Origin of the sequence: Nocardia sp. NPDC058705 (genome assembly GCF_042749305.1) — a bacterium.
In the GTDB taxonomy this organism is placed as follows: Bacteria; Actinomycetota; Actinomycetes; order Mycobacteriales; family Mycobacteriaceae; genus Nocardia.
Genome location: NZ_JBHYRN010000004.1, coordinates 135,360 through 148,998 on the forward strand (window position 1 = coordinate 135,360; position 13,639 = coordinate 148,998).

9 protein-coding genes are annotated in these 13,639 nt (G+C 67.5%); 1 reads left to right on the forward strand and 8 read right to left on the reverse strand.

Annotated features, from left to right (window positions below; translation table 11 throughout):
* Positions 1 to 76: 76 nt before the first annotated feature.
* From ACFW6D_RS08080 to ACFW6D_RS08115, 8 genes are all read right to left on the reverse strand, one after another.
* Entirely contained in the window at positions 77 to 1,777 is a 1,701-nt protein-coding gene (locus ACFW6D_RS08080) for a dipeptide ABC transporter ATP-binding protein (protein WP_379325967.1), read from the reverse strand.
* The gene (locus ACFW6D_RS08085) at positions 1,774 to 2,643 is read right to left on the reverse strand and encodes an ABC transporter permease (protein ID WP_379325969.1); all 870 of its coding nucleotides are present in this window, start codon (positions 2,641 to 2,643) and stop codon (positions 1,774 to 1,776) included. Before ACFW6D_RS08085 ends, ACFW6D_RS08080 begins: the two co-directional genes overlap by 4 nt.
* A 64-nt stretch (positions 2,644 to 2,707) precedes the next feature.
* The gene (locus tag ACFW6D_RS08090; protein ID WP_379325971.1) at positions 2,708 to 3,712 is read right to left on the reverse strand and encodes an ABC transporter permease; all 1,005 of its coding nucleotides are present in this window, start codon (positions 3,710 to 3,712) and stop codon (positions 2,708 to 2,710) included.
* A 24-nt stretch (positions 3,713 to 3,736) separates the two neighbouring features.
* Positions 3,737 to 5,320 carry an ABC transporter substrate-binding protein gene (locus ACFW6D_RS08095; protein ID WP_379325973.1) on the reverse strand — a complete coding sequence of 528 codons (1,584 nt, stop codon included), beginning with the start codon at positions 5,318 to 5,320 and terminating at the stop codon, positions 3,737 to 3,739.
* 50 nt (positions 5,321 to 5,370) lie between these two features.
* A complete protein-coding gene (locus ACFW6D_RS08100) occupies positions 5,371 to 7,392 on the reverse strand; it encodes an acetyl/propionyl/methylcrotonyl-CoA carboxylase subunit alpha (protein ID WP_379325975.1) in 2,022 nt (673 codons plus the stop codon).
* Positions 7,389 to 8,954 (reverse strand): acyl-CoA carboxylase subunit beta, encoded by a 1,566-nt coding sequence (locus tag ACFW6D_RS08105; RefSeq protein ID WP_379325977.1) that lies wholly within the window; start codon positions 8,952 to 8,954, stop codon positions 7,389 to 7,391. Before ACFW6D_RS08105 ends, ACFW6D_RS08100 begins: the two co-directional genes overlap by 4 nt.
* The gene (locus ACFW6D_RS08110) at positions 8,951 to 10,183 is read right to left on the reverse strand and encodes an aminotransferase class I/II-fold pyridoxal phosphate-dependent enzyme (RefSeq protein ID WP_379325979.1); all 1,233 of its coding nucleotides are present in this window, start codon (positions 10,181 to 10,183) and stop codon (positions 8,951 to 8,953) included. Before ACFW6D_RS08110 ends, ACFW6D_RS08105 begins: the two co-directional genes overlap by 4 nt.
* A 6-nt stretch (positions 10,184 to 10,189) precedes the next feature.
* Complete coding sequence (locus ACFW6D_RS08115; protein ID WP_379325980.1) at positions 10,190 to 11,368, reverse strand: MFS transporter; 1,179 nt, start codon at positions 11,366 to 11,368, stop codon at positions 10,190 to 10,192.
* 212 nt (positions 11,369 to 11,580) lie between these two features.
* Here ACFW6D_RS08115 and ACFW6D_RS08120 point away from each other — a divergent pair, with 212 nt between their 5' ends.
* Positions 11,581 to 13,632: a thioredoxin domain-containing protein gene (locus ACFW6D_RS08120; RefSeq protein WP_379325982.1), complete on the forward strand. Its 2,052-nt coding sequence runs from the start codon at positions 11,581 to 11,583 to the stop codon at positions 13,630 to 13,632.
* Positions 13,633 to 13,639 lie beyond the last annotated feature (7 nt).

Sequence of the window (13,639 nt, forward strand, 5' to 3'; positions counted from 1 at the left end):
ATTGATTTACCTAATCGGCGCGCGACCATAACCGCACAATATGAACAATATTCGGACCAGGGCTTTCGGCCAGACCTCATTGTCGATCGGCGGCCGCGGGCAAACGGGGGACCGAGGCGACGAGCCGGCGGGTGTAGTCGTGGCGGGGCGAGCGCAGCACCGTGTCCGCCTCACCGGATTCGACGATCCGCCCGTCCTTCATCACCAGGACGCGGTCGGCCAGGTGGTGCACTACGCCGAGGTCGTGGGAGATGAGTAGCAGGGCGGTGCCGAAGTCGGCTCGCAGTTCGGCGAGCAGGTCCAGGATTTGGGCTTGGACGGAGACATCGAGGGCCGACAGCGGCTCGTCAGCTACCAGCAGGGCGGGGTTGGGAGCCAGGGCTCGGGCGATGGCGACGCGTTGGCGTTGGCCGCCGGAGAGGGTGCGGGGGTGGCGGGGGAGAAGATCGCGAGCGAGGCCGACCGCGTCGAGGATTTCCCGGACCCGGCGTGCTCGGGCGCTGCCGCGGATATCGACGGTATCGAGGCTTTCGCCGATGACGCGCTCCACGGTGTAGCGGGGGTCGAAGGAGCTGAGTGAGTCCTGGGCGATCAATTGCGCGGCCCCACGGAGTGGCCGTAATTCCGTGTCCGAGAGCTCACTCCACGGTTCGCCGTCGACGACGACCTGACCCGAGGACGGTGTGATGAGCCGCAGTGCGAGTCGGACCGTCGTGGTCTTACCCGAACCCGATTCGCCGACTATGCCGAGGGTTTCGCCGGCGAACAGGTCGAAGTCGACGTTGTCGACCACCGTGCGAGCCGCTGCTCCGGAGCCATAGGTCTTGCGCAGGTTGCGAACCGAGAGCACGACCCTGGTGCTGTCCACCACGCGCGGCGGCAGCGGTGGACGCACAAATGCCTCAGCGGGCGTCGAATCGTCGGGCGATTGTGGCGACTCCCGCTGCGGTGCTTCGGCTGTCGCCGTCGGCCGTGCCGGTTCGGACGGCGACAGCCTCGACCCGCGTGACGCCGCCGAGGGTACGGCCGCGAGTAGCTTCTCGGTGTACGGATGCCTCGGCCGGGTCAGTACGTCATGGGTGCTGCCCTGCTCGACGACCTCCCCGTCCCGCATCACCAGCACGCGGTCGGCCACCTCGGCGACCACTGCCAGGTCATGGCTGATCAACAGCAACGCCGTGCCCTCGGCTTTGCGGGCGCGCAGTAGTTCCAGGATCTGTTGCTGCACAGTCACATCGAGTGCGGTGGTCGGCTCGTCGGCGATGATCAGACGCGGATCACCTGCGAGCGCGGTCGCGATCAATACGCGCTGGCGCAGCCCACCGGACAGCTCGTGGGGATATTGGCGCAGCCGCCGTTCGGGTTCGGGGACGCCGACGTCGGTGAGCAGTCGCACGCTGCGTGCGGTGAGCGTCTTGCCGCGCAGTTCGGTCAGCGCGCGTTGGGCTTCGGCGAGTTGGCTGCCGATCGAGCGCAGCGGGTCGAGGGAGACCAACGCGTCCTGGAGCACGAAGCCGATGTCGGAGCCCCGGATTCGCCGCCACTGCCGCTCACGATGACCGCGCGCGTCCTGTCCGAAGAGTTCGAGACGGTCGGTGCGCACTGCGGCACCCGACCCCACCAGACCCACCAGCGCGCGTGCCGTCACCGACTTGCCCGACCCGGATTCGCCGACGAGGGCGACAGCCTCGCCGGGCTCGATCCGCAGATCGATGCCGTGCACCACTTCCTTCCCCGCGAACCCGACCCGCAGATTCTCGACCGCGATCAGGCTCATGCCGATGGCCTTCCGTCGTAGTGTCGCTGCCAGTGCCTGCCGAGCGAGCTGACCGCGATGACCGTGGCGGTCACCGCCACCCCGGGCAGCACGGCGATCCACCAGGCATTGCGCAGGTAGTTGCGTCCCTCGGCGAGCATCGCGCCCCATTCCGGTTCCGGCGGTTGCGGGCCCATCCCGAGGAAGCTCAGCCCGGCCGCCCCGAGAATGGCGGTGCCGAGGCCGATGGTGGCCAGGATCGGGACCTGCGCGACCGCGTGCGGCAGAACGTGCCGTCGGACCAGCGTCGCCCTGGTGAGTCCGAAAGTTCGTGCCTGTTCGACATATCCGGACCCCTGCACGACGAGGGTCTGCGCACGCACCACCCTGGCGAACCGGGGGATCGAGGCGATGCCGAGCGCGAAGATCAGGTTCGTGGTGCCGGGGCCGGTGAACGAGATCAGGACCAGTGCGAGCAGCAGGTCGGGGAATGCCGAGACCACGTCGAGGAACCGGGTGATCAGCTCGTCGAGTGGCCCGCGCGTCAACCCGGACAGCAAGCCGAGCGCGGTGCCCGCCACCACGGCGATCGCGACGGCGGTGATGCCGATGAGCAGCGAGTAGCGCGCGCCGTGGATCACTCGGGTGAGTACGTCACGCCCCAGGTGGTCGGTGCCGAACCAATGCCGCGCACTCGGCGGGAGTTGGGCGGCAAGGGGCTCGGCGGCGAGCGGGTCGGCGTCGGTCAGCAGAGTTGGAGCGACTACCGCGATCGCGACCAGTCCCACCGTCAGTGCTGCCACGGCTACACCCGGTGTTACGGCGAAAGCCCTCGCGCGCAGGCTGATACGGTCGACGGCCGCGCGCGGAAGATCTGCGATCGTCATAGCACCACTCCTCGCCGGAAGCCAGGCAGTGAGCGTACAGATGTTGTGCGGATGCCGATGTCGGTCATCGTTGTCCTTCGGTACCTGAGTCGCGACGCAGCCGGGGATCGAGCCAGAGGTAGAGCAGATCGACCGACGTACTGATCACGACGTAGACGAACGCCGACAGGATCGCCACGGCCAGGACAACAGGAAGATCCTGTGCGAGAACAGCTTCGACGGTCACCCGACCGAGTCCCGGTCGCCCGAAAACCTCTTCGATGATCACCGCCCCGCCGAGCAACCCGCCGACCAACCAGCCGGTCAGGGTCACCGCGGGCAGGGCGGCGTGACGCAGTCCGTGGCGCAGTCGCAATGCACTCTCGCTCACCGACCACGACCGCACCGTCACCGCGAACGGTTCGTCGAGCGCCCGCTCCAACCCGTCGCGCAGCACCTGCGAGATCACCGCGCCCAGCGACAGGCCGAGCGCGAGTGCGGGCAGGACCAGGGCCGACAGCCCCTTGTTCGCCGCCACCGGAAAGATCTTCAGCTGGAAGCTGAACACCGAAAGCAACACGATGCCGAGCCAGAACGCGGGCGTCGAAACGAGGGCCAGTTCAACAGCATTCGCGATGGCTCGCGATCGACGCCGCTGTGCTGTGGTCGTCGCGACGACGACCGCGAACACCAGTGCCACCAGCAACGCGGCTCCGGTCAACGCCAAGGTGGGCCCGGCCTGTGAGCCGATGACTTCCGACACCGGCCGCTGCAGCACATAGGAACGCCCGAAATCCCCCTGCACCACATTCCACAGGTAGCGCGCGTACTGGACGACGGCCGGACTGTCGAGACCCCATTCGGCGCGGATGGCCGCCTCGACCTCCGGGGTGCGTGGCTGCTCACCGAGCAACACGTCGACCGTATCGCCCGGCGCCAGCCGCACACCGAGGAACGACAGCGTGGTCGCACCCCACAGCACCCCGAAACCCGTGATCAACCGCAGCGCAATGCGTTTGGCTGTACCGGTGCGAGCACTGTCGTCCGTGGCGGCGGTCACGATGTCCGGTGCGATCGCTTCCGCCGTCATCGCCGCGGCGCCGATCCGAATGCGCTATCCACGATCGACCCAGATGTCGTACGCGTTCTCCGGAAGTTGCTTGTACGGACGGTATCCCGCGCCGTACACGTGGGCCGCCGTTGCGATCTGGTTCTCGGGAATGTAGAGCGGCAGCCCGTAGGCCTTGTCGACGAGGGCGAACCGCTGCAACTGCGCGTACTGCTTCGCCCGCTCGGCGGTGTCGGTGGTCGAGGCGGCGTTGCGCAGCCAGGTGGACAGTTCGGGATCGGTGGCGCGGCTGTAGTTCAACGTGCCCAGCGGCGTCGGCGGGTACCAGTGGTTCTCGATGTCGATGCCGCCGGTGATGGTGTCGGAGTTGGCGATCGAGCCGAAGGCGTTCTTCTTTCGGAGCTCGGCGTAGGTACCGAGGTCGACGTAGGACAGCTTCAGATCGATGCCCGCGTTCTGCTTGGCCTGTGCCTGCACCGCCTGCAACAGCACCTCACGTTGATCACGCACCGTCGACTGGGCCTGCACCAGTTCGACGGTCAGTCGCTGGCCGTCCTTGGTCCGGAAACCGTCGGAATCCTTTGCAGTCCAACCGGCTTCGTCGAGCAACCGGTTCGCTGCGGCCTTGTCGGCGCCGTAGGTGCCTTCGATGCTCTTGTCGTAGAACAGTGTGTCGACGCTGGAGGCAATACCCCAGCCGCGGGTGCGCTCGCCGCGATAGATCGACTGCAGCACCGCGTTCACGTCGACGGAGTTGTTGATCGCCTTGCGTATTCGCACATCGGTGGTGGGTCCGAAGGTCGAGTTCCAGTACAGCGTGTACGGGCTGCCGTTGTTCAGCCCGGTCGAATACGTGAAGTCGGGGTTGTCCCGGAACAGGGAGGCGTCGTTACCGGAGACGCCCTCGATGAGGTCGACCTGGCCGGAGGTGAGCGCGCCGGTGCGCACCGACGACTCGGGCAGGAAACGGTAGGTCACCTCGTCGAGGTGGGCCGGGCCCTGATGCTTCGCGTTCTGCGGCGCCCAGTTGTAGTCGGGGTTCTTGCGGAAGTGCAGTTCCTGCCCCTTCACATAGCGGTCGAGGATGAACGGACCGGTACCTGCGATCTCGGGCCCACCCGCCTTGAGCTGCGGTTTGTCCCACGCGGCCGGGGAGATGACGGGGAATCCGGCGGCGAAGTCGAGGAACGGCGCGTATGAGTCCTTCAGGGTGAACACCACGGTGCGCTCGTCGCGGGCGGTCACCGCGGCCAGGTGCGACAGCGGCCCGGCGGACCAGCCGCCGGAATAGGACACGTCCTGCATGGTGGTGAAGTTGCGGACCACGGCGCTCGCGGTGAGCGGATTGCCGTCGGTGAACTTCACGCCGTCGCGCAGCGGGAATGTGTAGGTGAGCCCGTCGGACGAGATCTCGTGGCCGGTGGCCAGCCACGGCACGAAATCGCCCTCGGCGGTGCGCGACAACAGCGACTCGAACACGTTGCGCAACATCAAGTGGGTGTTGCTCTGCCCGTTGAGGTGCGGGTTGAGGGTGGTCGGCTCGGTTTCCACCCCCCAGGTCAGCGAGCCGCCGCTCACCGGTTGTGCCGATTCGCGTGCGGCAGTGTCGGTTCCGCTGCACGCGGACACCAGAATGGCCGTGGCCGCTATCAGAACTGTCGCTAGTCGGCGTGTCCGCATCACAGCGCGGCGCCCCTCTCTTCGATGAGAAACAATGATTGAGCTGTGGTGACCACGGCACCCTCGGCCGCGCTCACGGTGACGATCCCCGCATGGGTGGCGGTCAGTTCGTGTTCGAGCTTCATGGCCTCGACCACGCCGAGCAGCTGTCCCTTCTCGACCGGGTTGCCCGATTCGACGTGGAGCCGCACGAGGGTGCCCGGCATGGGCGAGCGGATCTCGGGATCCGACGCGGTGGTGCCGAGTGAGCGGTATTCGGCGTAGCGCACCTGCCGGGAAACCCCGGCCACCTGGCATATCCAGCCTTCGCCCGCGCGTCGCACGACACACGGGATCGAGCCGACCGTGATCGTGTCGCGGGTGGTTCGCCGGGCTGCGACCCCCGTCTCGATCTTCGGCGCGACGTCTGCGCGGACGAGCACTGCATCGCCGTCGTAACCGCTGACCCACACGGTGAACGCGCGTCCGTCGACGGACAGGTCCAGGCTGCCGAGATCGCGGCCGACGGGGTCGAGCCAGGCCCGATCGCCACCGGGAGCACCGGTCGACCACGGTGTCGCGCGGTCTGGCGCGGTGTGCGCGGCGGCCACCGCGAGGGCACTCAGCTCGTCGGGATCGGCGAACTCGACGACCGGATCGATCCGGTCGAGGTAGGCGGTGTCGTGCTCGACCGCCGCGACGATCGGGGCGGCCAGGACACGGGCGACGAAACCGAGGTTGGTCGAAATACCTTGCAGGCGCAGGTCTTCGCAGGCCCGGCGGGCGACGGTGAGCGCCTCGTCGCGGGTGGCACCGGTCGCGACGAGTTTGGCGATCATCGGATCGAACCCGCCGGTGACATCGAGGTAGCGGTCGAAGGCGCGTTCGACGCGAACATCCGGCCAGTGGGTCACCTCGAGTTCGCCAGGGCACGGCAGGAACGACCGGAACGGGTCCTCGGCGTACATCCGAACCTGCACCGAAGCACCCGAATACGCGATATCGGCCTGGTCGGCGGGCAGTGGTTCGCCCGCGGCGACCCGCAACTGCCACTCCACCAGGTCGACGCCGGTGATCTCCTCGGTGACGGTGTGCTCCACCTGCAACCGCGTGTTCATCTCGATGAAGAAGAACTCGGCACCTACCAGCAGGAACTCGAAAGTACCCGCGCCCACGTACTGCAGCGCCTTCGTCCCCTGCACCGCGGCCTCGAACATCGCCGCGCGCACCGCATCGGGAATTCGCGGGGCAGGCGCCTCCTCGATCACCTTCTGATGCCGCCGTTGCAACGAGCAGTCGCGGTCGAAAAGGTGCACTGCGCCACCGAATTCGTCACCGAACACCTGCACCTCGATATGGCGTGCGCGCTCTACGTATCGCTCCAGATGCAGGCGCCCGTCGGCGAAAGCCGCTGTCGCGGTGCGGGAAGCAGACGCCAGCGCCTCGCGCAGTCCTGCGGCCGAACGCACCACCGACATGCCCTTGCCGCCACCGCCGCCCGCGGGCTTGACGATCAGCGGGTACCCGATGGTGGCTGCCACGCCGACCAGCGCGTCGAGTTCTTCGCTCGCCCGCACGGTGCCGGGCAGCACGGGCACACCGGCCTCGGCCATGACCTGGCGCGCGGAGGACTTGTCGGCCATCGTCTCGATCACCCGCGAACTCGGGCCGACGAACACCAATCCGGCCGCACGTACCGCACGCGCGAAATCGGCGTTCTCGGAAAGGAATCCGTAGCCGGGATGCACGGCATCACAACCGGTTTCGGACGCCGCACGAATCAGTGCGTCGATATCGAGGTAGCCGCCCGCGGTTGCGGTTTCCGGGCGATCAGAGCCGGGCGAAGTATCGGCACCGGTGGCTGCCGCGGCCCGGCCGTCGCGCTCGGGCAGCGACACGGTCGTCACCGCCGAGGCGTGATAGGTGAGCGCCCGATCCGCCGCGACACTCACCGTCACGTACTCGATGCCGAGCCGATCGCAGGTACGGGCGATCCGGGCGGCGATCTCGCCCCGGTTCGCGATGAGCAGTCGCGAGATCACAGCCGGAACACCCCGAACTTCGCACCAGCGGGTTGCGGCCGATCCCAGCGCTCGTGGGCCAGCGACAGGCACCGCGCCAACCACGACCGGGTGTCCTCCGGTTCGACCACGGCATCGATCCACATGCGTGCCGCGATGTAGGTCGGCAGCGATTGGCGTTCGAAACTGTCGATGATCGGCTGCTTGATCGCGGCCTCCTCGGCTTCGCTGAGCTCTTTGCCTTCGCGGCGCAACCGGTCACGCTTGAGGATCGCCATCACCGCCGCGGCCTGCTCACCACCGACCCCGGTGGAACGGGCGTTCGGCCACATCGCCATGAACTGGCCGCCCATCGACCGCCCCGACATCGCGAAATTGGCGGCACCGAAACTGCCGCCGATGACAAGCGAGATCTTCGGAACCGTGGCGCACGAGACCGCGTTCACCATCTTCGCGCCGTGTTTGGCGATCCCGGCCCGCTCGTACTCCTCGCCGACCATGAACCCACTCACGTTGTGCACGAACAACAGTGGGACGCGGCGCTGCTCGCAGATCTGGATGAAGTTGGTGGCCTTGAGCGCGCTGTCGGGGAAGATCACGCCCTGATTCGCGATGATCCCGACCTCGTAACCGGCGATCCGGGCGGTCGCGCACACGATCGTGATGCCGTAGTCCTTGCGGTACTCGACCCACGAGGCGGCGTCGACCACGCAGCGCAGAATCGCGCGGACGTCCATCTCCTTCTTGGTGGTAGCCGGAATCAGATCCGGGAGTCGCGCCGGATCGTCGGCGGGCTCGAGCGCCTCGAACGCGGGCGGATGCACGCGGTCACCGGGGGTGCGGGACACGATGTCGCGCACAATCGCCAACGCTTCCAGTTCGTTCGCCGCGAGATGGTCGGCCACCGCGGTGTCGCGCACGTGCAGATCGGCACCGCCGAGAGTCTGCGCGTCGACCACCACGCCCGTAGCGGCTTCCACTAGCTGTGGACCGCCGAGGAAGACGGTGCTGAGGTCGGCGACCATCACCGTCTCGTCACTCATCGCGGGGATGTAGGCGCCGCCCGCCGTGCAGATGCCGAGCACTGCCGAGATCTGCGGCAGCCCGAGCGCCGACATCTCCGCGATATTGCGGAACATCTTCCCGAGGTGTTCCTCGTCGGGGAAGATCTCCTCCTGCAACGGCAGGTAGATCCCGCCCGAGTCCGCCAGATACACGCACGGCAGCCGGTACTGCCTGGCCAGTTTCTGCCCGCGCAGGTGCTTCTTGATCGTGAGCGGATAGAAGGTTCCGCCCTTGACGTGCGGATCGTTGGCGAACACCATGCACGGCCTGCCGTGGATGGTGCCGATCCCGACGATCAGCGCGGCGGCGGGCAGATCGGTGTCGTAGACCCCGTGCGCGGCGAGCCTGCCGATTTCCAGGAACGGTGTGCCCGGGTCGAGGATGCGGTTGACCCGTTCGCGCACAGGCAGTTTCGCGTCTCCATGGCGCCGGCGCGGTGCCACGATCTCGGCGTTGTGGTCGCGCAGCAGGGCGCGTTGGGCTTCGAATCCGATGGTGTTCTCGATGACGGCGGTCATGCTGGTTGTTCCTCCCGGTCCTGATGGGCGGCGAGGCTCGCGCTCAGGGTGTCGGCGAAGCGGCGGATCGTGTCGGGCGCGAGATCGGCGCGCAACATCAGGCGCAGGCCCGCGCTGCCGCGGCGGATGATCGGGAAGAACACCGGTGAGGTGTAGAAACCGGCGTCGAGCATGTCGCGCGCCACGGCGACTGTGACGTCCTCGCGGCCGATGCTCACGAACCGGATGGGCAATCCGTCACCGGCGAGGTCGGTGTCGACGAGCGAGTCGAACAGGCGGACCCGTTCCTGGAGGGCGATCTGTAGTCGGTCGACGGTGCCGTCGTCGTGGAGGTCACACGCGGCGATGATCGCACCGAGTCCGGCGGTGTTGACGCGCTGCGACCACATCAACGGGCCGCTCGTGCGCAGGAGGGTGGGTAGGCGGGTGGCGTCGTCGGCCGCGCCGAAGAAGATCACGCCGCCGCTGGCGCCGAAACCTTTGTTGAGCGAGGCGATCACGAGGGTCCGCTCACGCCAGCCTTCGTAGGCTCCGAGGACGAACCCACGACCGTGACGACCCAGTGTCGAAATGCCGTGTGCCTCATCGAAATACAGGAACAAGCCGTATCGATCCTGGAGGCGGTGCAGCTCGGCGAGCGGTGCGCCACCGCCGGTGCTGTAAACACCGTCGGCGACGTAGGCCACGTGAGAATGCGTGCGGCACAATTCTTCCAAGGTCGCGATGTCATTGTGCTCGATCGTCACCAGCTCGGTCTCGTCCGCGACCAGCGGCTTCATCGCGTTCAGGCAGAAGTGCGCGTTCTTGTCGAAGACCACCAGCGGCGGGTGCCCGTCGGTGAGCTCACCGGAGGCGAGCAGCGGCAAGGTCGCCCAGGCGGCCGCTGCGCACGACGACACTGTCACCGCGTGCGCGTCGAAGGTCCGGGTCAGGCGTTGTTCGGCTTCTTCCAGCAGGCCGAGCCGGATTCGCATGCGGGAAATCGAAGAATTGATCGTCGCGGCGACGTCGAGTCCACGATGGGCGCCCTCGATGATGCGCGCATCGCTGTCAAGGCCGAGGTAGGAATAGGACGAGAAGTTGACGATCGTTCTACCGTCGCGGGAATGCACTGTTCCGTCGCGCATGTCGTCGGCGATGATGTCGACAAGGCCGTGCGCGGTGCTGTCGTCCCAGAATGTGTTGCTCAGTTGCAATTGCCTGCGGATATTCGCGAATTGGTTGGCCATTGGCGTTCATTCCTTTGCTACGACGAGCACATTGACAGCGGCGAGCACGGTGATAGCGATGGACCAGGCCAGCAGCCCGGACAGCGTGGGGCCGGCCAGCGAGGCGATGCCCGCGAGGCCCTGCTGGATCAGCGCGCACCACGAGACGGCGATCGCGGCCCCGGCGGCGAGATGGCTGACGGCGTGCGCGGCGCTGTTGGGGAACAGCGTCGCCTGGCCGAACGTCGTCGTGACGTATCCGGCGAGGAAGATCGGCAGCGCGATCGCCCGTGGCAGCTCGATGGCCCATACGACGGTGATGAGCGCGCAGCCCGCGAACATGATCCAGGCGCCCTGGCGCATCATGGCGCGCGCGCCGACCTGTCGCACGCGCTGTCGCACGTAGGTCGCGCCACCGAGGTAGGCCGCGCCGTAGAGCACGCCGAACAGGCCGAACACCCAGGGCGAGAGGGAGAAACGGTCGGTGAAGATGAACGCGGACTTCTGCTGGATCATCACGATGACGGCGAATCCGATACCGCCCGCGACCGCGCTCACCACGAAGACCCGGTCGGTGAAAAGGCGCCGAGCTGTGCCTTTGTCCTTCGGGCCGGGTTCGCGCCGGGGCAGTGAGATGCGAAGGGCGAAGGCGACCGGCACCGCGGCGAGCACGGCGAGCACGACGAATCCGTACCGCCACCCGACCGTCGAGGTGACGATGCCGCCGATCACCTGACCGCCGCCGAGCGCGACCACGAACGCCATCGACAACAGCGCGAGTTGGCGCGCGAGCTCGGCGCCGGTGAACAGGTCCTTGATCATCATCCGCCCGACGACCGCGATGCCGCCCGCGCCGACCGCCTGGACAACGCGCAGCCCGAGCAGCTCCGGCGCGTTCGTGATCAGTGCCAGACCGGCGCTGGCGAGGACGAACAACAGCCCGGCCGCGACGAAGGCGGGCACCCGCCCGAACCGCTCCGCCGCTCTGCCCCACGCGACCACCGGCAGCGCGGCGAACACCACGAACACGGCCACCGACAACTGCAGGACGCCGTCACCGGCACCGATATCGGCGCCCAGCGCGGGCATGCTCGGCAGATAGATGGTGGTCGCCATTTGCGCGACCGCGACCGCGGCACAAGCCGTTGCGACAACTGCTCGGCGTGTCGTCGCGGATGCCGGGTTCTCGCCGGTTTCCGCTTGCACGAACAATGCACTCCCCTAAGGCCGAGCGAATCACGCGGGACGCTTGATCCGACTTATAGATATACGGCCAGGGGAGTTGGCCGAACACCGTTGCGATCGTGTTGATTTCAGCCGGAAAGACCAGTGTCGGAGGCTGGGATCTCGGCTGATCGAACGACAGGTCGTCGGGCGGGGTCGCGGACGGTGCACGGCACGTGTGGCAGGGTGGAACTGTGAACCGATTGGCCGGTGCTACCTCGCCCTATTTGCGTCAACACGCCGACAACCCCGTGCATTGGCGGGAGTGGGATGCCGAGGCGCTGGCCGAGGCCGCCGAGCGGAATGTGCCGATCCTGCTGTCGATCGGGTACGCGTCATGTCACTGGTGTCACGTCATGGCTCACGAATCCTTCGAGGACCTGGCCACGGCCGAGCAGATGAATGCCGACTTCGTGTGTGTGAAGGTGGATCGGGAGGAGCGGCCTGATCTGGATGCGGTGTACATGAATGCCACGGTGGCCATGACCGGGCAGGGCGGCTGGCCGATGACGTGTTTTCTCACGCCCGACGGTGCACCGTTCTACTGCGGGACGTACTACCCGAAGCAGCCGCGTGGGGGCATGCCGTCGTTCACGCAGTTGCTCACCGCGGTGACCGATACCTGGCGCAATCGGCGCGAGGACGTGGACAAGGCCGCGGGGCAGGTGACCGAGGCGTTGCGGGCGCAGGCTTCGGGGCTGCCCGATGCCGAATTCGCTATCGGCCCTGAGCTTCTCGACCAGGCCGTGCTAGCGATTGCCAAGGACGAGGACCCGGTGCACGGTGGGTTCGGTGGGGCGCCGAAGTTTCCGCCGTCGGCGATGTTGGAAGGGCTGCTTCGGCATTGGGAGCGCACCGGGGACCAGGCGGTGTTCGATCTCGTCGAGCGCACGGCCGAGGCGATGGCGCGCGGCGGGATCTATGACCAGCTACGTGGCGGATTCTCGCGCTACTCGGTCGACGCGGGGTGGCTCGTGCCGCACTTCGAGAAGATGCTCTATGACAACGCGCTGCTGCTGCGCGCGTACGCCCACCTCTCGCGTCGAGCGCCCGCGACGCCGTTGGAGTCGTTGTCGCACAGGGTGACTAGGGAGACGGTCGAATTCCTGCTGGGCGACCTCGGGACCGCTGAGGGCGGTTTCGCATCGGCGCTCGACGCGGACACCCACGTCGAACCGGGTGGTCCCGGCGTCGAGGGCGCCACCTATGTGTGGACGCCCGCCGAGCTGATCGGCGAACTCGGCCCCCTCGAAGGTATGTGGGCCGCAGACGCTTTCGGTGTCACCACCGCGGGCAACTTCGAACAGGGCACCTCCGTGCTCACCCGGCACAGCGATCCCGTCGACGCCGAACAGTCTTCGCGCTTCGATCGACTGCGCGCCCAGCTGTTCGAGATCCGCACCAAGCGCCCACAGCCCGCCCGTGACGACAAAGTGGTCACCGCTTGGAACGGGATGGCCATCACCGCGCTCGCGGAATCCGGTGCGGCACTGGAAGAACCGTCGTGGGTCGCCGCCGCCGTGCGCTGTGCCCGCTACCTGCTCGACGTCCATCTCGTCGACGGCAGGCTGCGCCGCGCCTCCCTCGACGGCGCCGCGGGCACCCCGCCCGGCGTCCTCGAGGACTACGCCTGGTTCGCCACCGGCCTACTCGCCCTCTACCAGGCCACCGGCGAACCCGACTGGCTCGCCGCCGCACAGTTGTTGCTGGACAACACAATCGACCACTTCGCCGACCCCGAACGCCCCGGCAGCTGGTTCGACACCGCCGACGACGCCGAAACCCTGGTCGCGCGCCCCCGCGACCCCGTCGACGGCGCCACCCCTTCCGGCGCGTCCGCCCTCGCCGAGGCCCTGCTCACCGCCTCGGCGGTCGCCGACCCCGAACGCGCCGTCCGCTACCGGGAACTCGCCGACCGGACCCTCTCCCTCGGCGCGATCCTGCTGGCCCGCGCACCCCGCACCGCGGGGAACTGGCTCTCGGTCGCCGAAGCTACGGTTCGCGGCCCGTACCAGGTAGCGATCGCCGCCACCGAACAGTCCTCCGCCGCAATGGAACTCCTCGCCGCTGCCCGCGATGCGGCACCCGGCGGTTCGATCGTCCTCGCGGCCCCACCGAACACCGCACCACTGCTCACCGACCGTCCCTTGGTCGACGGCGCACCGGCCGCCTACGTCTGTCGAGGCTCGGTCTGCGACCTCCCGGTCACTGATCCCCTCGCGCTGACAGAATCACTGCGGCGGTAACCGCTGG